A 26,086-nucleotide genomic window follows, 5' to 3' on the forward strand; every position below is an offset into this window, starting at 1 on the left:
GCCATGGCGCAGTTGCAGACCGTCGTCGACGATCTCGACCGGTTGTTCGAGCTCGCCTCAGCCGCGCCCGACATCGCCATGAGCCGGCACCTCCCCCAGGTCTATGCCGAGGCCGGCGTCGACTGGCGGCGCTGGGCCACGCCGGAATTCGCCGAGAAGTTCAATGGCCTGATGATCCGTGGCCGGCCGCAGGTCGGGCAGGTCTTCGCCGCCTGCTTCCCGTCCGCGGAGGTCCTGGAGCAGTGGCTGGCGCTTGCCCGTCCCGGCGACCTGCTGATCACCCACCATCCGATCGACGTGCGCAACGGTCACCCGGACGGACGCTGGGCCGAGGGCTTCGTGCCGATCGGCAGCCGCCACCTCGCCGCGATCACCGGACGCGGGCTGAGCATGTATGCCGTCCACGCCCCGATGGACACGTCACGCGAGGTCGGCACGGCGGCCGCGATTGTGGAGGCGCTCGGCGGCACCGTGGAGGGCGGCTTCTGGCCCTACGGCAACGGGTTCGCGGGTCTGCTGTGCCGGGTGCCGCCGCTGTCCAGCACTGAGCTCATCGCCACGGCCCGGCGGATCTTCAAGGTCGATCTCGTGGAGGTCGCCGGCCGGCAGCGACCGGTCATCGAGCGGATCGCGGTGGTCGGCGGCATCGGCGACCGGGTGGCCGAGATGGCGGCGGCGGAGGACCACGGTGCGCAGGCCTGGCTGACCGGCGAGATCCACGTACGGATCGAGGGCGACTACGGCCGTCGCAAGTACGCCGGGGTCCGGGCCTTCGCGGCCGGCACGACGATGACGCTGATCGGCGTGTCCCACGCGGCCAGCGAGCAGCTCGTACTGCGCACCCAGCTCAGCCGTTGGTTCGCGGAACGGCACAGTCTGACACCGCACCTGCTCGACGAGCCGCAGTGGTGGCGTTAGGCGTGGGGATCAATGCTGCCGCGAGCGATCGCCACAGTCGACCGGGGAAAAGCCATCTTGGGCAGGACGAGAACGGCGTCAGGGCCGGCGGCCAGCAGCGCGGCGGCTTCCGCGACGCTCGGGGTGCCGGTCGCCGCGGCCACAATTCCAGAACCGTGCGGCACGTCGACAACGGCCAGGGCAGCCCCGGCGAACCCGGTGACCGGCCAGCCGTATCGCTGGGCGACGGCTTGGACGCCCGCCTCAGCGGCGCGCCGATCCAGGGTGGCAAGGGCGTTGATCCGGGCGGGTTCCAGACCGGCTTGCTGCAGCGCGGCATCGATTGCCGCAGCCAGCTCTTCCTCGGGTACGCCGGCTCGTGCCCCGAGGCCGAGGACCAGGCTGCCCGTCACGATCACCTCCGGACCGTACGCCGGCGCCAGTCTGTTCGTGGGACAGCGTTGGGGTTCGAGCGGCCGCAGGCCGCAGTCACCCCGCCGGCTCTCGGATCCCCATCGATGCCGACACGCCGCTCCACAGGTCACCGGGACAGGACGGCGGAGCCGGGTACACCCCGATCGGCCCACGAAGACGAGGGTCCGGTGTTCCGGAAACGGGCTCAGGAGCAGTCCCGCGTCGACCGGTCACCGGACACGTCCCGACAGCCGATCGAGGCACGGCCACAGTTACGACGGGGACGGGTGTCAGCCGCCGAGCTCCGCGGACACGAGCCAGATACCAGCCGGGAGACGGTAGCCGACACCATGAGTACGGAAGCGTTCGAGCAGCCGCACCGCACCCGATCTGGCCGACGCCTGCGCCGGAGGGGTGGCCTTCCGGTAGGCGGCACCGGCCGGCCCGATCTCGATCAACCACTCAGCGACCGCGTCCGGCTCGTCCGGCGGGTTCAGCGTGACGTCGTGCGGTTCGATCACCACGGCGCCGAAGCCTGCGGCCGTGAGCAGGCGCTCGATCCGTGCGGGATCCGCGAAGGCGAACGGCCCTGGCTCGTTCCCGAGCGGCAGCGGCGGCAGATCTCCCACATGCGGAGCAGCGCCCAACACGGCAGCCGGCAGCCACGGGACGGTCCCGGCGTCACGGAAGACCGTTGCAGCGAACCGACCACCTGGACGCAGGGACTGCGCGATCGTGGTGAGCCCGGCGACCGGGTCGGCCAGGACCATCACGGTCATCCGGGAGTACGCCGCGTCGAACGGCGCTCCCGGCACCGCACCCATCGTCTCGACGTCACCCGCCAGGAAGCGCGGCTCCGGGAACCGGTGTCGCGCGGCAGCCACCATCGCCTCGGAAAGGTCGACGCCTACGGCGACACCGGAGGGACCGACTGCCGTCGCGAGCTCAGCCGTCGTACCGCCGCAGCCGCAACCAACGTCCAGCACGCGCTCGCCGGGGGCCGCGCGCAGTCGCTCCATCGCCGCCGCGCCCAGCGGACGGCCGAATTCGTCCTGCCGCTCGGCATGCCGGACCCAGCCGGGCGCGGCCTGTTCCCAGAAGCTTGCATTGCGGGCACGCAGCTGCGCCGCGCGTGCCATCAGAACGGCATCTCGGCGCCGTCGACGCTCAGCGAGCTGAACGAGGCGGCCTTCGTGGGATCAAAACCGTCCTCCTGCGCGGCGAGACCCGCGGCCCGGACCAGGCGTTGCGACTGGAACGCGCGGAACGCCGCCTCGTCCGCCCAGATGTTGATGATGCGCCAGCCGACGTCGCTCGGCCCGGCGACGTGGGCCAGCAGGCCCGGCGGCCGATCCGGGCCCAGGTGCTTCTCGACCTGGCGGTACTCCGCTTCGCTGACTCCCGGCATCTCCTGCACCACACCGAACGGCATCGCGTACGCCCTCTCGACCATTGAATAGAGTGAAGCTCTATCGAATAGATTACTACACTGAACCGGTGACCGGCGGCAGGGCTTACACGTCAGCTCGACGACAGGAACAGGCGAGGCAGACACGACGGGCGATCTTGGACGCTGCGGCCAAGTTGTTCGTCGACCCCGGCTATGCGGCGACCCGGCTCACCACCGTGGCGACCGAAGCCGGGGTGGCCGTCCAGACGCTCTATGCCGTGTTCGGCAGCAAGCGGCAGCTGCTCTCGGAACTGGTCGACGTCACGATCGCCGGTGACGACGCGCCGGTGGCACTGCCGGACCGGGCGTTCGTCGCGGAGATCCGTGCGCTCACCGGGGCACGGGACCGGCTCGCCCGCTTCGCCCGCCACCTCGCCGAGACCCACGAGCGTCAGGCGCAGGTGATGCTGGCGTTGGCCGGGGCAGCCACCGCGGACCCGGACGCGGCGGCGGTATGGCGCAAGAACCTCGAGGACCGGCAGCGCGGTATGACGATGTTCGCCGCGGACCTGGCCGCGACCGGCGAGCTGCGGGACGACCTGCTCCCGGACAAGATCGCCGACGTGCTGTGGCTGGCCCAGGACGTCCGCAACTACGACCGGCTGGTTCGCGAACGCGGCTGGACCAGCGACGAGTTCCAGCGTTGGTACGTCGACACCGTCGCAGGCGCGATCCTGACAACACCGCTGTAGCGCCGGCGGGACCGCGGCCTGGATTCCCGCCACATCGCGCAGGACTTCCTAGGATCCTGGCCCACTGCCTATCAGCAGATCACCAGCGGGCCGTGGGCCGGCGCAAGAATCTCCCCGCATGTCGATGCCGGGCAGCAATCAGGGCACCGCGATCGGCCTGACCGCAGCCGCCTGCGCCACCACCCGCCGCGCGATAGCCGGCGCCGCAGCCCAATGCAGATGCAGATACGAAGCATGAAGGTTCCCCGTGGCGAACCCCTCCGGATCAGCCCCCCGCCAGGCCCAAGCCGCTCCCCCAGCCGGTTCCAGCAACAGCCCCGACCGCGGATGCACCATCGTCCGATGGAACTCATGACCGGTGATCCGCGACCCCGCCGGGAACAACGGACTATCCGTGAGCGCAACCGCGTCCCGATACCCCAGCGTCAGCGTCGGCGTCATCGAAGCGTCAGCGTTCAGCACCCCGCACATCGGCGCGCCGTCCAAAGTCCGGCACAGCCACAGCAGCCCAGCGCATTCCGCCGCGATCGGCATGCCCACCGCCGCCAGTGACGCCACGGCCAGGCGCAGGGGCTCGTTCGCGGACAGTTCTGCCGCGTACACCTCGGGGAAGCCGCCGCCGACGACCAGCGCGCGGGTGCCCTCCGGCAGGGCCTCGTCGCGGAGCGGGTCGACCGTCACGACCTCCGCGCCGGCGCCGGCCAGGAGTTCGGCTGTTTCCGCGTACGCGAAAGTGAACGCCGGTCCGCCCGCGATGGCGACCACCGGGCGGCCCGGCACCGGGTCCGCGGCCTGTGGGGTCCACGGCGTCGCCGTCAGCGGCGGCGCGGTACGGGCGACGGCCAGCACCGCATCGAGGTCGACCGACGCCGTGACCAGCGACGCGAGGGCCGCGACCGACGTGGTGGCCTCGGTGCGACGTTCGGCCGCGGGCACCAGGCCGAGGTGGCGGGACGGGGCCGCGACGGCATCCGCCCGGCGCATCGCGCCCAGCACCGGCGTGCCCACCTCCTCGCACGCCTCGCGCAGGATCGACTCGTGCCGGTCGGAGCCGACCCGGTTCAGGATCACCCCGGCCAGGCGGACGTTGCCGAAGCTGCGGAAGCCGTGCACCAGCGCGGCCACCGAACGGCCCTGCGCGGCGGCGTCGACGACCAGGATGACCGGCGCGTCGAGCAGGCCGGCGACGTGCGCGGTCGACCCGGTGTCGCCCGCACCGGTACGCCCGTCGTAGAGCCCCATCACACCCTCGACGACGGCCAGGTCGGTGCCCGCCGAACCGTGCGCGAACAGGGGTCCGATCAGTTCCTCGCCGACCATCACCGGGTCGAGGTTGCGTCCGGGCCGGCCCGCCGCGAGCGCGTGATAGCCAGGATCGATGTAGTCCGGGCCCACCTTGAACGGCGCCACGCTCAAGCCGCGCGCGGCGTACGCGGCCAGCAGCCCGGTGGCCACCGTCGTCTTGCCGTGCCCGGAGGCGGGCGCGGCGATGACCACGCGCGGGATGCTCACCATTCGATGCCCTGCTGTCCCTTGCGGCCGGCGTCCATCGGATGCTTGACCTTCGTCATCTCGGTGACCAGGTCGGCCGCGGCGAGCAGGTCCGGGTGCGCGTCCCGGCCGGTGATCACCACGTGCTGGGTGCCGGGCCGCTCCGCGAGCGTCGCGACGACGTCGGCGACATCAACCCAACCCCACTTCATCGGGTACGTGAACTCGTCGAGCACATAGAACTTGTGGGTCTCGGCAGCCAGATCTCGCTTGATCTGCGCCCAGCCCTCGGCCGCCTCGGCGGCGTGATCGCGTTCGGTGCCGGCCCGCTGGATCCAGGACCAGCCTTCACCCATCTTGTGCCAGGCCACGCTCGGCCCGCCGGCCTGCCCGAGGGCCTTGAGTGCGGCCTCCTCGCCGACCCGCCACTTCTCGGACTTCACGAACTGGAAGACACCGATGGACCAGCCCGCACTCCACGCCCGCAGAGCCATCCCGAACGCGGCGGTCGACTTCCCCTTGCCGTGTCCGGTGTGGACGGCCAGCACAGCCTGCCGGCGCCGCTGCCGCGTGGTGAGCCCATCCTGCGGCACGGTGGTGACCTGTCCCTGCGGCATCAGGCAGCCTTCCTCAACGACGCGAACACAAAATCCTGCGGGCCGAGCACGGAAACCTGCGGGGCCGACGCGAAAACCTGTGGGGCGAACCCGGAAGACGGCTTCACGCCGCCCTCCCCAACGGGGTGGAGGTCGGGTTGGCGGCAAGGGCGTCGAGCGGCATGATGTCGGCGCCGAGGGCGGCGGCCAGCCGCCGGGCCAGGCCGAGCCGGATCGGCCCGGCCTCGCAGTCGACGACCACCGCGGCCACGCCGGCCAGCGCCGGCGCGACGAGCACAGGATCAGGCCCGCTGGTCGCGCGCCCGTCGGTGACGATGATCAGCAGCGGCCGCCGGCGCGGGTCACGGCGGCGCTCGGTGGCGATGGTCGCGGCCGCGGCGCGCAGGCCGGCGGCCAGCGGGGTACGCCCACCGGTACGCAACCCGGCGAGCCGCAGCACCCCGACCTCATGGCTCGACGTGGGCGGCAGCACCTGATCCGCGGTCGACCCCCGGAAGGTGATCATGCCGATCCGGTCCCGCCGCTGGTACGCGTCCCGCAGCAGCGAAAGCACAGCGGTCTTGACGACGGTCATCCGCTTCCGCGCGGCCATCGACCCGGACGCGTCCACGACGAACAGCACCAGGTTGGCCTCACGCCCGACATGCACGGCCTCTCGCAGGTCACGCGGCTGCACCACCCCCGTCCGGCGCGCGGCCGCGGCCCGCCTGCCCGCCGGAGAAGCGGGACCGGCGGGACCGGAAACAGGCGCATCACCAAGCTCGCGGTCAAGCCACACATGCTCCTCGGAGCCATTCGGTTCACCCAGTCCCCGGCCGTCCCGCGCACCCGGCGCGGTGATCTGAGAGCCCGATGGCGGCACAGCGGCGGCGCCGCGGTGGATGGCAGCACGCAGAGTGGCCGGCAGATGCGGCGCACCGGCGAGCTTGCCGCGCGGAATCCACGACCCGACCACCCGCCCCCGCCGGGCGAAAGCCGGCGACCGACGCCCGGCATGCCCACCCTCACCCCGAGCAGAGATCCGCAACGTCCGCGGCCGGTAGGCGACACCCGCCTGAGCCGCCGCACCCCCACTCACCTTGCGCTGCTCGTCAGCCGGCGCCTCAGCGGCGGCATCCCCCGAAGCCTGCTCAACCGGGCCGGAAGGCCCGCCACTCCGCCCAGGCCCACCGGAACCATCCGGCCCACCAGAGCCGGGCCCACCAGAATCGGCACCGCCGGAATTCGGCCCGCCAGAGCCCAGGCCGCCGGAATCCGGGCCGTCAGAGTCCGGGCCGTCAGAGTCCGGGCCGCCGGAATCAGGCCCGCCAGGACCATCACCAGGCGGCGGATCCTCATCCGGATCATCCTGAGCGGCCTGATCCAGCGCCTCTTCCAACCGCTCCTCATCAGTACCCGGTGGATCAAGCGGATCCTTACGACGCCGATGCGGCAACGCAAGCCGCGCCGCATCCCGAATGTCTTCCGCCGTCACCAGATCGCGACCGTGCCACGCAGCCAGAGCCACCGCACACCGCGCCACCACGATGTCCGCGCGCATCCCGTCGACACCGTAGGCCAGGCACACCCGGGCGATCCGGTCCAGCTCAGCGTCCGGCAGCTGCACGGACGGCACCCGCCCCCGAGCGGCCAGGATCCGCTCGGCCAGGGCTTTCTCGTCGGCCGCGAACCGGGCCGCGAACACATCCGGGCCGGCCTCGTACGCCAGGCGGCGCCGGACCACCTCGGCCCGCAGCTTCGCGTCGCGCGGGGCGGCGACCGTCACGACCAGGCCGAACCGGTCGACCAGCTGCGGGCGGGGCTCGCCCTCCTCGGGGTTCATCGTGCCGACCAGCAGGAACCGGGCCGCGTGCTTGACCGACACCCCGTCGCGCTCGACGTGGGCGCGGCCCATCGCCGCCGCGTCGAGCAGCAGGTCCACGAGGTGGTCCGGCAGCAGGTTGACCTCGTCGACGTAGAGGGCGCCGCGGTGGGCCGCGGCGAGCAGACCCGGCTCGTACGCCTTGACGCCGTCGGCGAGCGCACGCTGGATGTCCAGGGTGCCGACGACCCGGTCCTCGGTGGCACCGACGGGCAGCTCGACCAGCGTGGCGGGGCGGTGGCCGTGCGGTGCGCCGGGCTCGTGCGGCCCGTCGGGGCAGCCGGGGTCGGGCGCCGCGGGATCACAGGCGAAGCGGCAGCCGCGGACCACGTCGACCTCGGGCAGCAGGGTGGCCAGGGCACGGACGACCGTGGACTTGGCCGTGCCCTTTTCGCCGCGGACCAGGACCCCGCCGACGGCGGGGGACACAGCGGTCAGCAGCAGCGCGAGCCGCAGGTCGTCGAGGCCGACGACGGCAGAGAACGGGTACGGCGTCACGCCCGGTCCTTTCCGCGGGTCCGCGCCCGCGTGTGGAAGGTACGAGCGGCCGGAGTCTCCTGACTTCCGGGGGCGAACCCCGGTCACAGTGGCGGGACCGTCCCGGTCTCCCACCGGGTTCCTCCACTGCCGCTCGCGAGCCACTCTTTCTCACGGCCCGGCACGCCGTCAACGCGGGGCCACGTGGGCATCCTCACGGCCCCGGCCCCCGCAGCTCAACGGGCCCCGGCCGCGACCGGCGGCTCAGCCGACCCCCGGCAGGGCCTTCTCCGTGTCCGGCAGCGGCTCCGGAGCGAGCTTGTCCAGCTCCTTGAGCACATCCGTGACGGCCAGCGCCGACTGCTCCACCAGCGGCCGCATCCGCCGGTACAGGTCGGCGTTCTTCGGGTCCGGCCGCTCGTGCTCGGTGATCGCCACCAGCGCCGCCGCCTCGTCCAGGTCGGGCAGCTCCCCCAGCGCGTGCCGGGCCAGCAGGCAGGCACCCAGCGCCGTCCCCTCCGGCGTGTCGGCGATCGCCACCGGCAGGTCCAGCGCCGCCGCCAGGATGCCGACCCACAGCTCCGAGGCGACCGCCCCGCCGGTGGCCCGGACCTCGGTCATCGCGATGCCCTCGTCGGCGAACGTGTCGCGGACCAGCGCCAGCTGCTGGCACACCCCCTCGACCGCGGCCCGGACCAGGTGGGCCCGGCCGTGCTCGCGGCGCAGGCCGATGTACGCCCCGCGCATCCCCCCGCGCCACCACGGCGCCCGTTCGCCCAGCAGGTACGGCAGGCAGAGCAGCCCCTCGCTGCCCGGCGCCACCTCCGCCGCCTCGGTCAGCAGGGCCGCGTCGCGGACGTCGGCGTCCTCGCCCTCAGCGGTGGGCCGGTCGAAGCCGCCCGCGAAGGTCTGGCCGGCCCAGCGGACCACGGATCCCGCGTTGTTGATCGCGCCGCCGACCACCCAGCGGTCCTCGGTCAGCGCGTAGCAGAACAGCCGGCCCGCCTTGTCCGCGGTCGGGCCGTGCACCACGGTGCGCAGGGCGCCGCTCGTGCCCAGGGACACGGCCGCCACTCCGACCGGCGTCGCGCCCACGCCCAGGTTGGCCAGCGGTCCGTCGGCGGCCCCGATGATCAGGGGCAGGTCCGGCGGGAGCCCGGCGGCGACTGCCACCTCCCGGTTGAGGCGCAGCTGCCGGGTCGTCGGTACGACCTCAGCCAGCCGGCTCTCCTGGATCCCCGCCAGCTCCAGGGCCTCAGGGTCCCAGCGCCGCTGGTGGATGTCGTACATGCCGGTGCCGGAGGCGACCGACAGGTCCAGCAGGAAGCCCTCGTCCGCGACGCCCGCCAGGACGATCTCCTTGACGCCACCCCAGCGCGGCGTGTCCCGCAGGACAGCCGGGTCGGTGGCACCCCACCAGGCGAGTTTGGTCAGCGGGGACATCGGGTGCACCGGCGTACCGGTGCGGGCCTGAAGGTCCTTGGCCCGGCCGGACGCCACGATCCGGTCGCTCTGCCCGGCGGCCCGGTTGTCCGCCCAGGTGATCAGCGGGCCGCGGGCCGTGCCGTCGGCGTTCATCGGGACCAGCGCGTGCAGGAAGGCGCTGAGGCTCACGGCGATGACCCGGTCACCGCGCTCGCGGGCCTCCTTGGCCACGGTGATCAGCGCTTCGACCGCGGCGTCGCGCAGCTTCACCGGGTCGAGTTCGGCCTGTCCCGGGCCGGGCACCGACAGCGGGTAGTGCACGCTGGCCATCGCGCGCACCTCACCCGTCGGCCCGGCGGCGATGGCCTTGGTCGCGGTGGTTCCGGTGTCGACACCGATGACGACGTCCATGCAGCCTCCCTGATCGCCGACAGACATGCCCGATCACCGCGCAACTCAAGCCCGCGGCAGAACCGCGCGGCGAGAGCCGGCGGAGGGACCGGACACCTGTCCCCGACCTTAGGCGAGTCGCACCCGGACCGCCTGCCCTCGCGCGGTGGTCACCTCGACCTCGCCGGCCGCGGCGGGCAGCAGCGCCGCGTCACCGCTGATCGGCAACCACGTGCCGCCGGCCACGCGGTAGCGCAATCTGCCCGTTGCGGCGACCACGACGCCCTGGCCGTCGGGCAGGCGTACCTGCACCGGCAGGGGTGCCGCGGAGTCCGGGAAGCCGCGCAGCACCGGTTCGGGGGTGCCCAGCGACAGGAACAGGCGTACGCGGTCGTCGGTGCTGGTCAGGGTCTGCACGACGAACCGGCGGCCGTCGGCGGTGGTGCCCCGCAGGATCCAGGTGTCGCCGGGCGGCGGGGTGATCCGGTAGCCGTACCGGTCGTCGTAGCCGTCGCGACCGGCGAGGTCCCACAGATCGTCCGCCTCGGACGCGGGGCCGGCCAGCAGCCGGGCCCGGCGTGCGGTGCCGGCCGGTGGCGCACCGCGGCCGGCGTCCTCCACCAGCCGGGAGAGATTGACCAGGCCGACCGAGCGGTCGCCCTGCGAGTCGGGTACGTCCGCGCGCAGTGCCACCTGGATCAGGGTCCGTGACTGTGCGGTGGCCTCGAAGGCCACGCCGTCGTGGGTCCGGAAGTCGAGCGGCGTGAAGGTGCGGCTGATCTTGCCCCGTTCGGTGTAGGCGACGGCCGGCGAGTACCGGATGCCGCGGCCGTCGTCGAGGACCATCAGCACGTTGCGGTCCGGGCCGAGCAGCGCGGCCGTGGCGTTGGTGGCCCCGGTGAGCATCTCCTCGAGCGAGATGACGTGCAGCCCGTCCGGTGTCTGCTCCACGAAGCCGGTCAGGCCGTAGCTGATCTGGCCGATCGGGGACGCGACCCGTTGCGGCACCCGCTGTGCGACCACCGCCACCCGGCTGTCGTGCGGCGCCAGGCCGGCCCACGCGATGTGCGGTTCACCGCGCACGGAGACGCCGCCGAGGTGGTCGCGCCAGGCCTTGCGGACGCGGTCGAGGAAGGCGGCGTCGTTCTTGAGGTCGCCCCGGGTCGGGTGGTCGAGCAGGGGCGAGGCGACCGGCGCTGCGCCGCCGTCGCCACCGGAGATCAGGGCGCCGGCGGTGCCGCCGGCGGCGATCGTGGCCAGGCCCGCGGCGAGCACGGTACGGCGTCGCACCACCCGCCGCCGGCCACCGGCCCGCACCCGGTCCAGCAGGTCGGGCGGGGTACGCAGGTCACCGGTGGCGTGCTCCAGCGCGGTACGGATGTCGGTGTCGGTCATGCCCGTCCCCGTTCGGTGGTCGTGGTGACGGGGTCGAGGGCGGCCCGCAGCCGGGTCAGGCCCCGGGACACGCTGCTCTTGACGTTGCCCTCTGAGCAGTCCAGCGCCCGCGCAACCTCGGCGACCGGCAGGTCCTCCAGGTAGCGCAGCACCACCGCCGCCCGTTGCCGCGGCGGCAGCGCCCGTAACGCCTCCACCACGGTGTCGCGGACCACGACGTGCTCACTGTGGTCCGGCGCGGCGACGTCGTGGCTGCCCAGGGGTGCCTCCGGGCGGCGGCCCCGGCGGCGCCAGCGGTTGGCGGCCCGGTTGACCAGGGCCCGGCGGGCGTACGCCTCGGGCATGCTGTGGATCCGGCGCCACTTCACGTACATCTGCTCGAGCACCTCCTGCACCAGGTCCTCGGCACTGTGCCGGTCTCCGGTGAGCAGGTACGCGATCCGCAGCAGGCCGGTGCTGCGGCTGCGTACGAAGTCGTCGAACCCGTCGCGCATGGCCTGCCTCTCCCCGTCCGTCACCCTGCCTGACACCGGCGGGCGGGGAAAGGTTGCCGGTCAGCCCGGCAGTTTCTGGGCGTACGCCGCGCGCAGTTCCTCCCAGCCGTGGGCGGTGGCGTCGCGGCCGCGGATGACACCGACCGGGTCGCCGGCCAGCAGCCGCGCCAGCACGGCGACGCACAGGTGCCAGCCGGCCAGGAACATCGGTGCCTCGTCGCGCTTGGCGAAGGTGTGCCGCAGGGTGAGTGTGGTGCCGCCGTCGGCCGGGGTCAGCTCCCAGCGCAGCAGGTCGTCGCCCCACGTGTATTCGAGCAGGGTGGGCGCGTCGGCGCGCAGCACGGTGGCGGGCAGGTCCGTCCGATCGGGACCGTCGACCATCGTCAGGGTCGTCTCGCCGGGGCGCGACAGGTCGCCGGCGGCGGCGAACGGCGCCCACTGGTCGAGGCGCTCGGGGTCGGTGAGGGCGGCCCACACCTTCTCCGGCGGGTGCGGCAGGGCCCGCACGAAGATCAGGGTCCAGGACCCGCCATCGGCGACGACGGTCGCGTCGGCGAGCGGGCCGGGGTCGAAATCGGCCTTCATGATTCCTCCAGGTGGCGTTCCAGGGCGTCCAGGTGCCGGGTCCACAACCGGCGGTACGGCGCCAGCCAGGCATCGAGCGCGCGGAACGGTCCGGGCTCGAGGGAGTAGATGCGTTGCTGGGCGGCGGTGCGGCTGGCGACGAACCCGGCCTCGCGCAGCACCTTCAGGTGTTTGGAGACGGCGGGCTGGCTCATCGCGAGCTTCTCGACCAGCTGTCCGACGCTGCTGTCGGCCAGCCGCAGCTCGTCGAGGATCCGGCGGCGGGTCGGCTCGGCGAGTACGGAGATGGCATCCACGGGCACAGAGGCGACTATTCCACTGGGGTTATATAACCGTCAAGGCATACAGCTATCCTCGGGGCATGCGGGTGCTGATCGTGACGTCCGGCTCGACCGGTGATGTGGCCCCGTACACGGGACTCGGCGCCCGGCTGCGCGACGCCGGCCACGACGTCACGCTGGCCTCCCACGAGCCGTTCCGCGAGCTCGTCGACCTGCCGTTCGTGGCCCTGCCCGGCGATCTGCGGCAGATCCTGCCGCGGGCGCGCGGCCAGGACGGCACCGGCTCGGGCACCGGGCCGCGGGCCCTGCTGCGGCTGCTGCGCATCGCCCGGCCGCTGGTCGCCGAGCTGGGCGACGGCATCGTGCGGGCGGTCGAGCAGACCGGCGCCGAGGCAGTGCTGCTCTCCACGGTCGTCGCCCCGCTGGGCTATCAGGTGGCCGAGGCGGCCGGCCTCCCCTGGGCCGGGGTCTTCCTCCAGCCGGTCTTCCCGACCGGTGACTTCGGGCCGGTGCTGGTCGGCGGCCGTTCCCTGGGCCGGACGGGCAACCGGCTCACCGGGCGCTTCCTGGAGTCCGCGGCGCACCCGCTCTATGCCGGGCCGGTCCGAGACCTGCGCCGGCGCCTCGGCCTGCCCCGCCGGGGCATGGCCGCGCTGCAACGGGCCCAGCAGCACCGGTGGCCGACCTTCCACGGCTTCAGCCCGAGCGTGGTGCCCCGGCCGGCGGACTGGCCGGCCTCGCAGGAAGTGGTCGGCTACTGGTGGCCCGAGCGCCCGCGAGGCTGGAGTCCACCCGCCGAGGTCGAGCGGTTCCTCGCGGCCGGGCCGCCGCCGGTGTTCGTGGGCTTCGGCAGCATGGCGCCGGGTCATGGGGAGCGGCTCGCGGTGCCCGTGCTGGCCGCTGTGCGCGCCGCCGGGGTGCGGGCGGTCGTGCAGGCGGGCTGGTCGGGGCTGCGCGTCGAGGACGGGCCGGACGTGCTGAGTGTCGGTGCGCTGCCGCACGACTGGCTCTTCCCGCGGATGGCCGCCGTGGTGCACCACTGCGGGGCGGGGACGACCGCGGCCGGGTTACGCGCGGGAGTGCCGGCGGTGGGCGTACCGGTGCTGGCCGATCAGCCGTTCTGGGCCCGGCGGCTGCACGAGCTGGGGGTGGCGCCGCCGCCCGTACCCCTGTCGAAGCTGACGGCGGACCGCCTGGCCCGGGCTCTGCGGTCGGTCACGGCCGAGCCGCGCTATGCGGCGCGGGCCGCGGCCGTCGCGGCCCGGCTGGCGGACGAGGACGGCACGGCGCGGATCGCGCAATGGCTGGAGAAGCAGCGGCTGGAAAAGCAGCGGCCGCCCTCCTGAGCAGGAGGGCGGCCGCCCGGGAACGACCGATCAGCGCTCGGTGATCGGGATGAACTGCCGCTCGGTCTCGCCGATGTAGAGCTGGCGCGGGCGGCCGATCTTGGTGGCCGGGTCGGCGTTCTGCTCGGCCCACTGGGCGATCCAGCCGGGCAGCCGGCCGAGGGCGAACAGCACCGTGAACATCTTGGTGGGGAAGCCCATGGCCTTGTAGATCAGGCCGGTGTAGAAGTCGACGTTCGGGTACAGCTTGCGGGAGACGAAGTAGTCGTCCGCGAGGGCGATCTCCTCGAGCTTGAGCGCGATGTCGAGCAGCGGGTCGGGCTTGTCCATCGTGGAGATGACGTCCTGGACGGCCTTCTTGACGATGGCGGCGCGCGGGTCGTAGTTCTTGTAGACCCGGTGGCCGAAGCCCATCAGCTTCACGCCCTTCTCCTTGGCCTTGACGCGGCGCACGAAGGCGTCCACGTCACCGCCGTCGGCGCGGATGCCCTCGAGCATCTCCAGCACCGCGGAGTTGGCGCCGCCGTGCAGCGGGCCGGAGAGCGCGTTGATGCCCGAGGACACCGACGCGAACAGGTTGGCCTGGGCCGAGCCCACCAGCCGCACGGTCGACGTCGAGCAGTTCTGCTCGTGGTCGGCGTGCAGCACGAAGAGCATGTCGAGGACCTTCGCCAGCGTCGGGTCCACCTCGTAGTTCACGGTGGGCAGGCCGAACGTCATGCGCAGGAAGTTCTCGACGTAGTCCAGGGAGTTGTCCGGGTACGGCAGCGGGTGGCCGATGGACTTCTTGTACGCGTACGCCGCGATCGTCGGAAGCTTCGCCATCAGCCGGATCCCGGAGATCTCGACCTGCTCCGGATCGGTCGGGTCGAGCGCGTCCTGGTAGAAGGTCGACAGCGCGGTGACGGCCGAGGAGAGCACGGCCATCGGGTGCGCGTCGCGCGGGAAGCCGGAGAAGAAGGCGCGCATCTCCTCCTGCAGCAGCGTGTGCACGCGGATCTTGTCGCCGAACTCGGCCAGCTGGGCCGGCGTCGGCAGCGCGTCGTGGATCAGCAGGTACGACACCTCGAGGAACGAGGCCTTGCCCGCGAGCTGCTCGATCGGGAAGCCCCGATAGCGCAGGATGCCGGCGTCACCGTCGATGTAGGTGATCGCCGACGCGCAGGAAGCCGTGTTGACGAAGCCCTGGTCCAGGGTGACGTATCCGGTCTCCTTCAGCAGCGCGCTGACGTCGATGCCGCCTGGACCCTCGACCGCCGGGCGGACCGGCATGGACAACTGGCCACCGGGGTGGTCGAGCTTGACATCCGTCATGTATTTCCCTCACTTCACCGGCAGATGTCGCCAATAACCTGCCGTTCACCGTAAACCCTCAACCTGAACGGGTCATCAGACGGTCGACCGCTGAGGGATTGATCACGACCGCCTTCCCAGGAACACCATAGATAATGGTCTGTGGACCGCGTCGTCGCGGTGCGGAGGTGGTGAACCGATGCGGATACCGGGCCCCGCTCCTGTCGTGGTGGGCGTCAACGGCACTTCTTCGGGGCTGGCCGCCGCGCGGCTGGGTGCGCGGGAGGCCGTGGCCCGGGGTCAACCGCTGCGGATCGTGCACGTGTTCTCCTGGCCCGGCCCGCGCTCCTTCGATGATGCACCCGACTGGGCCACGGCGCGCCACGAGGCCGGGCGGATCGTGGCCGAGGCGGTCGCCACCGCCACCCGCACGGTGCCCGGGGTGCACGTCGAGGGCCTGCTCGCCGACGGCCTGCCGGTCCGTGAGCTGCTGCGGCAGAGCCGCACCGCGGATCTGATCGTGCTCGGCGACGACGACCTCGCCCTCAGCCCGCGCCTGCCGGCCGACTCCGTACTCGTGCAGACCGTCGCCCGGGCCCGCTGCCCGGTCGTGGTGGCCCGGGGCAACCGCCCGCCGGCCGGCCCGCTGCTGACCGCCGTCGACGGCTCGCCGAGCTCCCTGTTGGCCCTGCGGCTGGCCGCGGCGGAGGCCCGCCGCCGGCACGCCCCGGTGGAAGTCGCGCACGTGGTGAGCCACGAGGACGAGCGGGAGGCCGGCCGGCGCCTGCTGGAGGCCGCGGTGGCCGGCGTCGAGGGCCTCGAGGGCGCCCGGCGCCGGATCCTGGTCGGCGAAGCTGCGCCGATTCTCATCCGCGCGTCGCGTCGAGCCCGGATGATGATCGTGGGTCCGCGGGGCATCAGCGGCGGCTCACTGCTGGGCGCGGTGGCTCAGCAGCTGCTGCGCAGGTGTGCCTGTCCGACAGTGTTTGTCCACGGAACCCCTGCCGGGGACAGGTCGCCGGCGGGTACGGTGCCATCGGCGGGAGCGCTGATGAGCTGACTGGCCAGGGGGCGATGACGGGTGCTGACCGCAGCTCCGTCGACACGGGGTCGGCGATGGTGGAAGCTCTTCGGCGTCGCCGGCGTGCTCGCCACGGCCCTGTACACCCTGAATCTGGCCGAACCGGTCAGCGTGGCCTGCTTCGCCGCGATCGGCGCCGGCACGGTCTGGGCGTGCTTCTCCGCGCCGCGCCGCCTCGGCGCCGAGCCCCGCGCGGCCTGGTTGTTCATGGGCGCCGCGGCCCTGTTGTTCCTGGTCGGCGTGGTGGTCCGGCCGCTGGTGGTCGGCCGGCCGCTGATCGCGGACGCGTTCACCGTGCCGGGCTACGTCCTGATCGGCACGTCCTTCACCATGCTGCTGCGCTCGCGGGGCGGCATCGCCCGGCACTCGGTCCTCGACGGGCTCATGGTCTGCCTGGCCGGCGGGCTGGCCGGCGCGCTGCTGCTCGCCGCGCCGGCCGCGGCGATCTCCGACCGGCCGGCGATCGAGTCGGTGCTGGCCGGGCTCTACCCGCTGTTCGACGTGGTGCTGCTGGCCCTGGGCATCAACCTGACCTTCACGGCGCGCACCTGGCCGGTGAGCCTGACGGCGCTGCTCGGCGGGATGGCGCTGATGGTCGTGGGCGACGTGGCGTACGGGATCATCGGGGTGGAAGGCAAGACCTACACGTCGCCGCTGCTGGACGTGCCGTTCCTGCTGGCGTACGTGCTGCTCGGGGTGAGCGCGCTGCACCCGTCGGTCGTGGGGCTGGGCCGCGCCACCCGGCACCCGGTGCAGGCCTGGTCGTGGCGCCGGATGACCCTGCTGGTGCCCGCCGTGTCCACCCCGTTCGTGCTGCTGGTGCTGGTCGGCGGCGACTCGCCGGAATACCGCGCGCTGATCGGCGCCTGCGGCCTGGCCATCGTCGCGTTGCTGCTGCTGCGGGCCATCTCCGCGGTGCAGGCGCAGGTCGCGGCGCAGCTGCACTCCGAGCACCAGGCCATGCACGACCCGCTGACCGGCCTGCCCAACCGCCGGATGATCTCGCACGAGATCGAGCGGCTGCTGGGCACGGTGCCCCCGCCGGACCCCCGGCGGATCTGGGTGTACCTGCTCGACCTGGACGGCTTCAAATGGGTCAACGACTCCTGGGGCCACGACACGGGTGACCAGCTGGTCATCGAGGTCGCGGCCCGGCTGCGCGCGGCGATCCCGGCCGGCACGATGCTCGCCCGGGTCGGCGGGGACGAGTTCCTGGTCGCCTACCTCGGCGACGAGCAGGGTGCGCTGCGGCTGGTCGACGTCATCCAAGGCTGCTTCGCCAGCTCGCTGCGGGTCCGCGACACCGAGGTGGTGATCAGCGCGTCGATCGGCATCGCGCACGCGCCCGGCGACGACACCCCCGAGGTGACCGCCCAGGCCCTGCTGCGCGACGCCGACACCGCGATGTACCGCTCCAAGGCCGAGGGCCCCGGGCGGGCCACCATCTTCGACACCTCCATGCACGACCGGGTCCGCGAGCGCATCGAGCTGGAGGGCGCGCTGCGCACGGCCCTGGTCGAGGGCCAGCTCAGCGTCGTCTACCAGCCGATCGTACGGCTGGAGACCGGCCGGCCGATCGGCGCCGAGGCCCTGGTGCGGTGGAACCACCCGCAGCGCGGGCCGATCCCGCCGATGACCTTCATCCCGGTCGCCGAGGACGCCGGCCTGATCGGCACGCTCGGCACCTGGGTCCGCAACGAGGCGCTCAGCCAGCTGGCCACCTGGCGCGCGGACGGCACCGTCGGCGCCGACTTCTACCTGTCCATCAACGTCTCGCCGCGCCAGCTCAGCAACGCCGAGCTGCCCCTGATCGTGGCCGGTGAGCTGCTCCAGCACGGGGTGCCGGCCGCGGCCGTGGCGCTGGAGATGACCGAGTCGGTGATGGCCGACGGCGGCAGCGTCACCGCCCGGGTGCTGTACGAGCTGCGCGAGCTCGGCCTCAAGCTGCTCGTCGACGACTTCGGCACGGGCTTCTCGGCGCTGGGCTACCTGCGCCGCTTCCCGGTCACCGGGGTCAAGATCGATCGCTCGTTCGTGTCCGGGCTCGGCGAGAGCGGCGAGGACGAGGAGATCGTCCGGGCGGTGGTGGCGATGAGCCGGGCACTGGGCCTGAGCATCGTGGCCGAGGGCGTGGAGACCCGGGTACAGCGCGACGCGCTCGCCGCGGTCGGCGTCACCCAGGGCCAGGGCTGGCTGTGGGGCCCGGGCGTGGGGGCCGGCGACTTCGCCACCCACTGGGGCGCCCGCCGGTACGCCCCCGCTCCTCCCGGGTGAACCCGCGGCACAGCGGGTACGGTCTTCCCCATGAGGTGACAAACGTCTCCTCAGCCCCTGGCGTCCCGCTGACAAGTCCGGCATTATTCGCTCGCCCGGATCCTTGCCTTCGGCGGCACCGGGCCGATGACATGGGGACCGGAGGAGGCGACATGATGACGAGTTTGATCGGATCCGAGGGGTCCGTGCTCTGGCTGGTGGCCGTGCTGCTCTTGCTGGCCTCGGGACTGACCGCCGCCCTGCTCCTGGCCGTCCGGAGCAGTTCCGCGCCGATGCGCGCCGAGCACCGCACCCCGGAGCACTGAACCTCCGACCCGGCGACATCGACGCCGTCGCGCGCTGGCAGGCTGAGTGGATGCGCTTCGCCACGTGGAACGTGAACTCGGTCAAGGCCCGGCTGCCCCGGCTGCTGGAGTGGCTCGAGCAGGCCCGGCCCGACGTGCTCTGTCTGCAGGAGACCAAGGTCGCCGCCGACGGCTTCCCCGAGCAGGAGGTCGCCGCGCTCGGCTACGAGACCGCCGCGTACGGCCAGGGCCGCTGGAACGGCGTCGCCCTGCTCTCCCGGGTCGGCCTGGCCGACGTGCGGCACGGCTTCGACGGCGAGCCCGGCTTCCCCGAACCGGAGGCCCGCGCGATCAGCGCCACCTGCGCCGGCATCCGCTTCACCTCGGTGTACGTGCCCAACGGGCGCACCCCGGACGACCCGCACTACGCGTACAAGCTGGCGTGGTTCGCCGCGCTGCGGGACGCGCTCGCCGCGACGCCCGGGCCGGCCGTGGTGGCCGGGGACTTCAACGTCGCCCCGAGCGATGACGACGTCTGGGACATCAAGGTCTTCGCCGACTCCACTCACGTCACCCCACCCGAGCGCGAGGCCCTGGCCGCGCTGCGGGCGCTCGGTCTCACCGACGTCGTGCCCCGGCCCATGAAGGGCGACCGGCCGTTCACCTACTGGGACTATCGGGCCGGCATGTTCCACCAGAACAAGGGCATGCGGATCGACCTGGTCTATGCGACCGCCGATGTGGCGGCCCGGGTCACCGACGCGGTGATCGACCGGGAGGCCCGCAAGGGCAAGGGCCCCTCCGACCACGCTCCGGTGCTGGTCGACCTGGACGGGGACGCCGCCGGCGACGCGTAGTCGCCCGTCTGAGCAGAGCCGGATCCGACCGCACCACGTAGGCTGGGCGGAATCACAGCCACCGGCGGGGAGAGGAAGGGGAACGGACATGGACACCCGGGCACCGGCCGCTCCGGTCCTCGCCCCCGCGCCCGCCCTGCTGCGCGCGGCGCTGGACGCCGCCGGCGAGGCGGTGCTGCTGTGCACCACCGACGATCACACGATCGTGCTGGTCAACACTGCGGCGCAGGCCATGCTGCCCGACGTGCGGCCGGGGATCACGGCCGCGCACAGCCCCCTGGCCGGGCTCGCCCGGGCGATCGCCGAGGGCACCAGCACCTTCACCGACAACCACCAGGGCCGGCAGCTGCTCGGCCACCGCCGCCCGCTCGGCGACGAGCACTACGGGTGGTATCTGCAGGACATCACCGAGGAGCTCGCCCGCGCCCAGGAGTTCCAGGCTGAGCGCGACCGCACGCTGTTCCTGGCCGAGGCGAGCCGCCGGTTGTCAGCCTCGCTCAACCAGCGGCGCTGCCTGCGTACCACCGTGGAGCTGGCGGCGGCCCACCTGGCCGACGCCGCGGTCGTGGTGTTGCCGGCCCGCCGCCGGCAGAACGAGTGGATGCGGCTGATCGCCGGCGAGTCCGTGGAGGAGGGCATGCTCCGCGAGAGTGTGCTCGGCGAGGTGCCCGGCCTGGAGGAGGCGCTGGGCGGCTTCCCACCGATCCCGAGCCGCTGGCTGGACGCCTCACAGGTGCCGGCGTGGCTGCTGCCCGAGGGCTTCGGCCCGGTCGGCGCCCTGCTGGTGACGCCGCTGCCGGGCAACGCCGAGCCGGCCGGCGCACTGATCCTGGCCCGGCGCGGCCCCGACGCGGTGTTCTCGGCCGAGGACGAGATGCTGGCCCGGATCTTCGCTGCCCGCGCCGGCGCCGCGATCTCCGCCGCCGCCCTCTACCGCGACCAGGTCGACACCACCGCCATCCTGCAGGCCGACCTGCTGCCGCCGGAGCTGCCGCAGCCCGAGGGCGTCGAGCTGATCGGCTCCTACCAGGCGGCGAAGGACGCGCTGCGGATCGGCGGCGACTTCTACGACGTGTTCGGCCCGGTCGAGGACAGCCCCGAGACGGTCGTCGCGCTGGGCGACGTCTGCGGCAAAGGTCCCGAGGCGGCCGTGCTGACCGGCAAGGTGCGCCAGACGCTGCGCGCGCTGCGGCTGGTCGACGCCGACCCGGCCGCGATGCTGACGGTGCTCAACCGCGCGCTGCTGGACTCGGGCCGCCAGCACCGCTTCGTCACCCTGGTCGTCGCCGCGATCAGCCGGGCCGAGCACGGCCGGGTGCGCATGTGCCTGGCCACCGGCGGGCATCCCGCGCCGCTGGTGCTGCGCGCCGACGGCACCGTCGAGCCGGTTCCCGTCTCCGGCACGCTGATCGGGGTCGTCCCGCACATCACCGTGGGCCCGGCCGTGGTCGAGCTGGCCCCGGGCGAGCTCTGCCTGATGTACAGCGACGGTCTCACCGAGGCCCGCGGCGGCCCGGGCGGCACGGAGCAGTACGGCGAGAGCAGGCTCCGCGACGCCCTGGCGAGCTGCGCCGGCATGCCCGGCGCGGCAGCGGTGGGACGGGTCCGCCAGCTCGTCTCCGACTGGGTGCACGGCGGGGTCCGCGACGACATCGCGATGCTCGCCGTGCGAGCGCCGGCGCGCACCAAGCTGAGCCTGATGGACACCGGCGCCGCCCCCGTGTCGCCGTTCGCGATCGATGCCCGGCGGGGTGACCGCCGGGGCCGGAGCCGCTGATGACCGTCTCCACCACCACTCCCCCGCGTTCCCTGGACGACCCCGGTGTGGGTGAGCATTATCTGCGCCTGGTGGGCGACGGTGACGAGTACGGCGCCGTCGAGATCGTCACCGGCCTGCTCGACAACGGCGTTGCCCCGGCCCGCGTGATGCTGGACCTGATCGCCCGCACCCAGAGCCGGGTCGGCGCGCTGTGGGCGGCCAACGAGTGGTCGATCGCTCGCGAGCACGCGGCCACCGCGATCAGCGAACGGGCCCTGGCCGCCGTCTCGGCCCGCAGCGCGGTGCGCCCGACCCGCGGCCGGATCACGGTCGCCTGCGTCGACGGCGAGTGGCACGCCCTGCCGGTCCGCATCCTCGGCGAGATGCTGCGGCTGGACGGCTGGCGGGTTGACTTCCTCGGCGCCAGCGTGCCGGGCCCGCACCTGGTCACCCACCTGCACCAGACCGGCCCGGACGCGGTGGCGCTGAGCTGCATGCTGGCGACCCGCCTGCCGCGGGCGCACGCGGCGATCACGGCCTGCCGCTCGGTCGGTGTCCCGGTGATCGCCGGCGGTCGGGGCTTCGGTCCCGAGGGCCGCTGGGCGCAGCGCCTGGGTGCGGACGCGTGGGCGGCCGACGCCGAGGGTGCGGTGCGGCGGCTGGCGCGGGAGTGGCCGCCACCGATCGAGGACCCGTACCGGACGGCGTTCCTCGGCGACGACGAATACACGTACCTGGTGCGGCACCGGGGTGAGCTGGTGCAGACCGCGATGACCCGGCTGACGGCGGCGTACCCGCCGATGGGCGCGTACAGCCAGCGGCAGTACGACTCGACGCTCGACGACCTCGGCCACGTGGTCGACTTCCTGGCGGCGGCCCTGTACGTGGCCGACGAGCAGGTCTTCACCGACTTCGTGGCATGGACCGCGGCGGTGCTGGAGGCCCGTGAGGTGCCACCGGTGGCCCTGCAGATCGGGCTGACGCTGATGCGCGACCAGCTCCGCGACTATCCGGCGGCGATCAGGATCATCGACGCGGGTGTGGCCACGCTGCGCCGGTAAATCGGTGGACCGCCGTCCGGCCCGGCGCTAGCGTACGGGCATGATCTCCTGACGCTGACACGCGTAGATCCTGGCCCTGACGACTCGGGCCCGCCGTGCCTTCTCCGGCGCGTGCCGCTGTGCCACTTCATCACTCGCACGATTTCGCCTCGTCCATCGAGGAGGTAGCTCCATGCCTGACCAACCCTTTTCCGTACACGTCGATCCTGACGACCTGGCCCGCCGGCACCTGACGGCGGCGGTGTCCCTGCCGGACACCGTCACCGGCCCGGCGGACCAGCCGACCGCCACCGGCGGCACCGCAGCGCGGCACGGCCTGCGCGACGCCCGGGTGGCGGCCCGCCTGCGCTCGGACCGCGACCACGCGGGACGGGCCACCGGCGGATCGGCCCGCAGCTACGCGTTCCGCCGCAGCTGACCGGCCCGCGGCGGGCCGGGACCCTCCGGTCCCGGCCCGCCGCCTCCTATCGGCGGATCAGCAGGGTCTTGCCGATCGCGGTCCGCGCCTCGATGGCGGCGTGCGCGTCGGCGGCCCGTTCCAGCGGGAACGTCTGCCCGATCAGCGGCCTGAGTCGCCCAGCCGCCGCCTCACCGAGCGCGGCGGCGGCGTAGTGCCGGAACTGCTCCGGCCCGAACTGCACGCTCTCGATGCCGGTCACCGTGACACCCGCCGCGACCGGATCGCCGTGACCCACGAAGGACCCCGCGGGCATGCCGTGCCCGGAGAAACGGCCACCGACCGACACGAGACCCAGTGCGGCCCGTCCGTAGGCCCCGCCCGCGCCGTCGAGCACCACGTCCACTCCCCCGACCTGCCCGGTCCAGTCCGGAGCTGAATAGTCCACGACCAGGTCGGCGCCCAGCGGCCCGAGCCGCTCGAGTTTGCGCACGCCCCGGGCCGCCGCGACAACCTCGGCACCGGCCGCATGGGCCAGCTGCACCAGCAGAGCGCCGAGCCCGCCCGCGGCCGCGGTGACGAGCACCCGGTCCCCCGGTTTGACGACGACGATGTCCATGAGCCCCAGCGCCGTGACACCGTCGTGCAGCAGCGCCGCCGCGTCGGTGAGCGCAACCGCGTCCGGGACCGGGATCAGCCCCTCGGCCGGCTCGAGCGCACGCTCCGCGTAACCACCGTGCGGCCCGGTCCGCGTCACCACCCGGCGCCCGGCCCAGGCGTCGTCGACACCCTCGCCGATCAGGGCCACCGTGCCGGCCACCCCGCTACCGGGCCGGTACGGCGGCCGCACCGGGAAGTAGTCGCCACCGTGGCCCTTGCGGATCATGGTCTCGACCCACAGCACGTCCGCGGCGGCCATCTCGACGACGACCTCACCCGGACCGGGCACAGGATCCGGCGCGTCCACCGCGACCAGCACCTCGGGCCCACCGAACCGGGCCACCTCGACCACCCGCACCCTGACCACCTCCGCTCGACAACCGTCCGGCCGAGCGTCCAACCTCAACGCGGCTTCAGGTCAAGCGCCGCAGCACCTCCGTGATGAAGGGCGCCTTGCCCGCCCGGTACCGCGGCCGGTCCCGGTCGTCGGCCGCGGCCAGGGCGGCTTTGCGGCGGGCGTACTCGGCGGCGGCGTCCGGGTGGTCACGGAAGGCGAGCAGCTGCGGCCAGTCCGGCGCCCGGTCCTCGACGATGTGCAGGTGGTGGGTGCGCCAGGCGATCGACGGGAAGCAGCACGACCACTTCCGGCGTTCGGCGTCGCCGGGCTCGGGCGCGTGCACCCAGCCGATCCGGGCCAGCGCGTCGATCAGGCCGCTGCTGCGCCCGTGGTCCTCGATGCGGGCCAGCATGTCGATGATGGGCTTGGCGGCGAGCCCGGGAACGGCGGTGCTGCCGATGTGCTCGACCCGGCCCACGAGCCAGGGTCGCAACGCTGCCTCCACCCGGACCTGCTGGTCGGCGAACGAGGCGGGCCACTCCTCGCGGTAGGGCACGACGACGATCGGGTCCCGGCGCGGCTGGGGCTGCGGCATGGGTCCAGCCTGGAAGCGGCCGTACTGCATAGAATCGCGCGATGTCTGCCAATCACTTGCCGGACCGGCCGCGGATCGGTGTCATGTTCGACCGCGATCGGGCACCCGAGGAGCTGGCCGCCTTCGCCGCGGCGGTGCAGGAGGCGGGCGCCGACGATCTGTGGGTGGTCGAGGACCTCGGCTGGGCCGGCTCGATCAGCTCCGCGGCCGTCGCCCTGGCTGCCACCGACACCCTGCGGGTGGGCATCGGCATCGCCCCGGTGGCGCTGCGCAACCCGGCGCTGCTGGCCATGGAGCTGGCGATGCTGGCGCGGGCGTACCCGGGGCGTCTGGTGCCGGGCCTGGGGCACGGGGTCGCGGAATGGATGCGGCAGGTGGGTGCGGAGCCCGCCAGCAAGCTGGCGCTGCTGGAGGAGACCATCGTCGGAGTACGCGCCCTGCTCGGCGGCGAGACGGTCACGATGCACGGCCGCGAGGTGACCATCGACGGCGTCCGGCTGGTGCACCCGCCGGCCGAGGTGCCGCCGCTGGTCACCGGGGTGGTCAAGGCGAAGTCGCTGGAGCTGTCCGGCCGGGTCGCCGACGGGACGATCATCGCCGAGGGCATCGGCCCGGACCGGATCGCCGCGTCCCGGGAGCACATCGAGCGGGGCCGCGCCGCCGGTGACCGCCCGGCGCACGAGCTGATCGTCTTCGTCTACCTGCACGTGGAGGACGACGCCGGACGGGCCGCCGCGGCCACCCGCGACATGCTCGCCACCCAGGCGGCCTGGCTGGGCGCCGAGCCGGCCGAGCTGTTCACCCTGATCGGACCGGCCTCGATCGTGCCGGAGCGGGTGGCGGCGTTGCGGGCCGCCGGCGCCAGCACCATCGTGCTGCGTCCGCTGGGTGACGCGCCGCTCGACCAGGTCCGGCGGGCGCTCGCCGCGCTGCGAAACTGAGCAAGGGGCTGAGCTGGAGGGTGAACCGGACCACATGATCGACGGCCGCCGACCCCGCCGCGTCGCGGCCGGAACGTGAGCGCGCGGCCTTATCGTCTCGGCATGACGCGCATCCTGCTGATCACGGGCGGCACCAGTGCGGGTTCACTGCACACTGCCGCCCTGCGCACGGTGGCGCGGTCCGCTCCGGCGGATCTCACCGCCACGCTCTACGACGGTCTGCGGACGTTGCCGGCCTTCGTGCCCGGGGAGCAGCCGGTGCCCGAGGCGGTGGCCCGGTTGCGCGCCGAGGTCGACGCCGCGCAGGCCCTGCTGTTCAGCACCCCGGAGTACGCCGGGTCCCTGCCGGGCAGCCTGAAGAATCTGCTGGACTGGCTGGTGGACGGCGGTGACCTCAACGGCCGGCCGGCCGCGTGGCTCTCGGTGGCCGCGCCCGGGCAGGACGAGAGCGCACTCACCGCGCTGCAGACCGCCCTGAGCTACGGCAATGCCCGGCTGCTGCGCCCGGCCTGCATCCGGGTGCCGCTCGATCCGGCCGCCGTCGACGCCCAGGGCCTGGTCACCGATCCGCAGCTGCACCGGGCCGGGCAGGACATCCTGGCGGCGCTGGTCCGTTCGGCGGCGGCCCCGCGGCCCCGCGCGCAGCCCTCCTGGCAGGCCTACTCGAGTGTCTTCCCCGTGGTCATGCGGCGGGACGCGAGCACGCCGCGCGGGTGGCGGGCGCCGTCGTGA

General features: G+C 73.3%; 26 protein-coding genes and 1 riboswitch. Of the genes, 12 read left to right on the top strand and 14 right to left on the bottom strand.

Annotated elements, in window-relative coordinates:
- The first annotated feature begins 3 nt into the window (after positions 1 to 3).
- A complete protein-coding gene (locus tag ACQP2Y_RS30775; protein ID WP_433718699.1) occupies positions 4 to 918 on the top strand; it encodes a Nif3-like dinuclear metal center hexameric protein in 915 nt (304 codons plus the stop codon).
- Here the strand turns inward: ACQP2Y_RS30775 and ACQP2Y_RS30780 are convergent.
- The 3 genes from ACQP2Y_RS30780 to ACQP2Y_RS30790 form a co-directional block, all read right to left on the bottom strand.
- The gene (locus ACQP2Y_RS30780; RefSeq protein WP_433718701.1) at positions 915 to 1,316 is read right to left on the bottom strand and encodes a cobalamin biosynthesis protein; all 402 of its coding nucleotides are present in this window, start codon (positions 1,314 to 1,316) and stop codon (positions 915 to 917) included. The genes ACQP2Y_RS30775 and ACQP2Y_RS30780 overlap by 4 nt on opposite strands.
- Before the next feature lie 285 nt (positions 1,317 to 1,601).
- Entirely contained in the window at positions 1,602 to 2,450 is an 849-nt protein-coding gene (locus ACQP2Y_RS30785) for a class I SAM-dependent methyltransferase (RefSeq protein WP_433718703.1), read from the bottom strand.
- On the bottom strand, positions 2,450 to 2,764 hold the full coding sequence (locus ACQP2Y_RS30790) for a hypothetical protein (RefSeq protein ID WP_433718706.1): 315 nt from the start codon (positions 2,762 to 2,764) through the stop codon (positions 2,450 to 2,452). The genes ACQP2Y_RS30785 and ACQP2Y_RS30790 overlap by 1 nt, the downstream gene beginning before the upstream one ends.
- A 113-nt stretch (positions 2,765 to 2,877) precedes the next feature.
- Between ACQP2Y_RS30790 and ACQP2Y_RS30795 the strand changes: the two genes are divergently transcribed.
- Positions 2,878 to 3,453, top strand: coding sequence for a TetR/AcrR family transcriptional regulator (locus tag ACQP2Y_RS30795; RefSeq protein WP_433718708.1), 576 nt, complete (start codon positions 2,878 to 2,880; stop codon positions 3,451 to 3,453).
- Positions 3,454 to 3,591: 138 nt separating this feature from the next.
- On the opposite strand, the gene ACQP2Y_RS30800 is transcribed toward ACQP2Y_RS30795, so the two are convergent.
- From ACQP2Y_RS30800 to ACQP2Y_RS30835, 8 genes are all read right to left on the bottom strand, one after another.
- Positions 3,592 to 4,968 carry a cobyrinate a,c-diamide synthase gene (locus ACQP2Y_RS30800; protein WP_433718710.1) on the bottom strand — a complete coding sequence of 459 codons (1,377 nt, stop codon included), beginning with the start codon at positions 4,966 to 4,968 and terminating at the stop codon, positions 3,592 to 3,594.
- Entirely contained in the window at positions 4,962 to 5,561 is a 600-nt protein-coding gene (gene cobO, locus ACQP2Y_RS30805) for a cob(I)yrinic acid a,c-diamide adenosyltransferase (RefSeq protein ID WP_433718712.1), read from the bottom strand. The genes ACQP2Y_RS30800 and cobO overlap by 7 nt, the downstream gene beginning before the upstream one ends.
- 103 nt (positions 5,562 to 5,664) lie before the next feature.
- Positions 5,665 to 7,920 carry a VWA domain-containing protein gene (locus ACQP2Y_RS30810; RefSeq protein WP_433718714.1) on the bottom strand — a complete coding sequence of 752 codons (2,256 nt, stop codon included), beginning with the start codon at positions 7,918 to 7,920 and terminating at the stop codon, positions 5,665 to 5,667.
- A 31-nt stretch (positions 7,921 to 7,951) separates the two neighbouring features.
- Positions 7,952 to 8,079, bottom strand: a riboswitch (cobalamin riboswitch).
- Positions 8,080 to 8,163: 84 nt separating this feature from the next.
- Entirely contained in the window at positions 8,164 to 9,735 is a 1,572-nt protein-coding gene (locus ACQP2Y_RS30815; protein WP_433718715.1) for a gluconokinase, read from the bottom strand.
- Positions 9,736 to 9,843: 108 nt separating this feature from the next.
- Positions 9,844 to 11,109, bottom strand: coding sequence for a hypothetical protein (locus ACQP2Y_RS30820; RefSeq protein ID WP_433718716.1), 1,266 nt, complete (start codon positions 11,107 to 11,109; stop codon positions 9,844 to 9,846).
- Positions 11,106 to 11,603 (bottom strand): SigE family RNA polymerase sigma factor, encoded by a 498-nt coding sequence (locus tag ACQP2Y_RS30825; protein ID WP_360544091.1) that lies wholly within the window; start codon positions 11,601 to 11,603, stop codon positions 11,106 to 11,108. The genes ACQP2Y_RS30820 and ACQP2Y_RS30825 overlap by 4 nt, the downstream gene beginning before the upstream one ends.
- Before the next feature lie 60 nt (positions 11,604 to 11,663).
- On the bottom strand, positions 11,664 to 12,188 hold the full coding sequence (locus ACQP2Y_RS30830; protein ID WP_433718719.1) for an SRPBCC family protein: 525 nt from the start codon (positions 12,186 to 12,188) through the stop codon (positions 11,664 to 11,666).
- The gene (locus ACQP2Y_RS30835; RefSeq protein WP_433718720.1) at positions 12,185 to 12,490 is read right to left on the bottom strand and encodes an ArsR/SmtB family transcription factor; all 306 of its coding nucleotides are present in this window, start codon (positions 12,488 to 12,490) and stop codon (positions 12,185 to 12,187) included. Before ACQP2Y_RS30835 ends, ACQP2Y_RS30830 begins: the two co-directional genes overlap by 4 nt.
- A gap of 59 nt (positions 12,491 to 12,549) precedes the next feature.
- On the opposite strand from ACQP2Y_RS30835, the gene ACQP2Y_RS30840 reads away from it, so the two are divergent.
- The gene (locus ACQP2Y_RS30840) at positions 12,550 to 13,815 is read left to right on the top strand and encodes a glycosyltransferase (RefSeq protein ID WP_433718721.1); all 1,266 of its coding nucleotides are present in this window, start codon (positions 12,550 to 12,552) and stop codon (positions 13,813 to 13,815) included.
- 30 nt (positions 13,816 to 13,845) lie between these two features.
- Here the strand turns inward: ACQP2Y_RS30840 and ACQP2Y_RS30845 are convergent, their stop codons facing one another.
- The gene (locus tag ACQP2Y_RS30845; protein ID WP_433718722.1) at positions 13,846 to 15,129 is read right to left on the bottom strand and encodes a citrate synthase; all 1,284 of its coding nucleotides are present in this window, start codon (positions 15,127 to 15,129) and stop codon (positions 13,846 to 13,848) included.
- Between the two features lie 178 nt (positions 15,130 to 15,307).
- On the opposite strand from ACQP2Y_RS30845, the gene ACQP2Y_RS30850 reads away from it, so the two are divergent.
- The 7 genes from ACQP2Y_RS30850 (at position 15,308) to ACQP2Y_RS30880 (ending at position 22,842) form a co-directional block, all read left to right on the top strand.
- Complete coding sequence (locus ACQP2Y_RS30850; protein WP_433718724.1) at positions 15,308 to 16,168, top strand: universal stress protein; 861 nt, start codon at positions 15,308 to 15,310, stop codon at positions 16,166 to 16,168.
- A gap of 21 nt (positions 16,169 to 16,189) precedes the next feature.
- Positions 16,190 to 18,463 (top strand): putative bifunctional diguanylate cyclase/phosphodiesterase, encoded by a 2,274-nt coding sequence (locus tag ACQP2Y_RS30855; protein ID WP_433718726.1) that lies wholly within the window; start codon positions 16,190 to 16,192, stop codon positions 18,461 to 18,463.
- A gap of 152 nt (positions 18,464 to 18,615) precedes the next feature.
- On the top strand, positions 18,616 to 18,768 hold the full coding sequence (locus tag ACQP2Y_RS30860; RefSeq protein WP_360544105.1) for a hypothetical protein: 153 nt from the start codon (positions 18,616 to 18,618) through the stop codon (positions 18,766 to 18,768).
- A gap of 50 nt (positions 18,769 to 18,818) precedes the next feature.
- A complete protein-coding gene (locus ACQP2Y_RS30865) occupies positions 18,819 to 19,604 on the top strand; it encodes an exodeoxyribonuclease III (protein ID WP_433718727.1) in 786 nt (261 codons plus the stop codon).
- An 88-nt stretch (positions 19,605 to 19,692) separates the two neighbouring features.
- Positions 19,693 to 21,381: a PP2C family protein-serine/threonine phosphatase gene (locus tag ACQP2Y_RS30870; protein ID WP_433718729.1), complete on the top strand. Its 1,689-nt coding sequence runs from the start codon at positions 19,693 to 19,695 to the stop codon at positions 21,379 to 21,381.
- Positions 21,381 to 22,424 (top strand): cobalamin B12-binding domain-containing protein, encoded by a 1,044-nt coding sequence (locus ACQP2Y_RS30875; protein WP_433718731.1) that lies wholly within the window; start codon positions 21,381 to 21,383, stop codon positions 22,422 to 22,424. The genes ACQP2Y_RS30870 and ACQP2Y_RS30875 overlap by 1 nt, the downstream gene beginning before the upstream one ends.
- Positions 22,425 to 22,596: 172 nt before the next feature.
- A complete protein-coding gene (locus ACQP2Y_RS30880; RefSeq protein WP_360544113.1) occupies positions 22,597 to 22,842 on the top strand; it encodes a hypothetical protein in 246 nt (81 codons plus the stop codon).
- A 46-nt stretch (positions 22,843 to 22,888) separates the two neighbouring features.
- On the opposite strand, the gene ACQP2Y_RS30885 is transcribed toward ACQP2Y_RS30880, so the two are convergent.
- Together ACQP2Y_RS30885 and ACQP2Y_RS30890 are read right to left on the bottom strand one after the other, a co-directional pair.
- The gene (locus tag ACQP2Y_RS30885; protein WP_433718732.1) at positions 22,889 to 23,839 is read right to left on the bottom strand and encodes a zinc-binding dehydrogenase; all 951 of its coding nucleotides are present in this window, start codon (positions 23,837 to 23,839) and stop codon (positions 22,889 to 22,891) included.
- Between the two features lie 55 nt (positions 23,840 to 23,894).
- The gene (locus ACQP2Y_RS30890) at positions 23,895 to 24,413 is read right to left on the bottom strand and encodes a GrpB family protein (protein WP_433718734.1); all 519 of its coding nucleotides are present in this window, start codon (positions 24,411 to 24,413) and stop codon (positions 23,895 to 23,897) included.
- Positions 24,414 to 24,454: 41 nt separating this feature from the next.
- Between ACQP2Y_RS30890 and ACQP2Y_RS30895 the strand changes: the two genes are divergently transcribed.
- Together ACQP2Y_RS30895 and ACQP2Y_RS30900 are read left to right on the top strand one after the other, a co-directional pair.
- The gene (locus ACQP2Y_RS30895) at positions 24,455 to 25,354 is read left to right on the top strand and encodes an LLM class flavin-dependent oxidoreductase (protein WP_433718735.1); all 900 of its coding nucleotides are present in this window, start codon (positions 24,455 to 24,457) and stop codon (positions 25,352 to 25,354) included.
- A 102-nt stretch (positions 25,355 to 25,456) separates the two neighbouring features.
- Positions 25,457 to 26,086: an NADPH-dependent FMN reductase gene (locus ACQP2Y_RS30900; RefSeq protein ID WP_433718736.1), complete on the top strand. Its 630-nt coding sequence runs from the start codon at positions 25,457 to 25,459 to the stop codon at positions 26,084 to 26,086.

The organism is Actinoplanes sp. CA-051413 (genome assembly GCF_050955795.1).
In the GTDB taxonomy this organism is placed as follows: domain Bacteria; phylum Actinomycetota; class Actinomycetes; order Mycobacteriales; family Micromonosporaceae; genus Actinoplanes.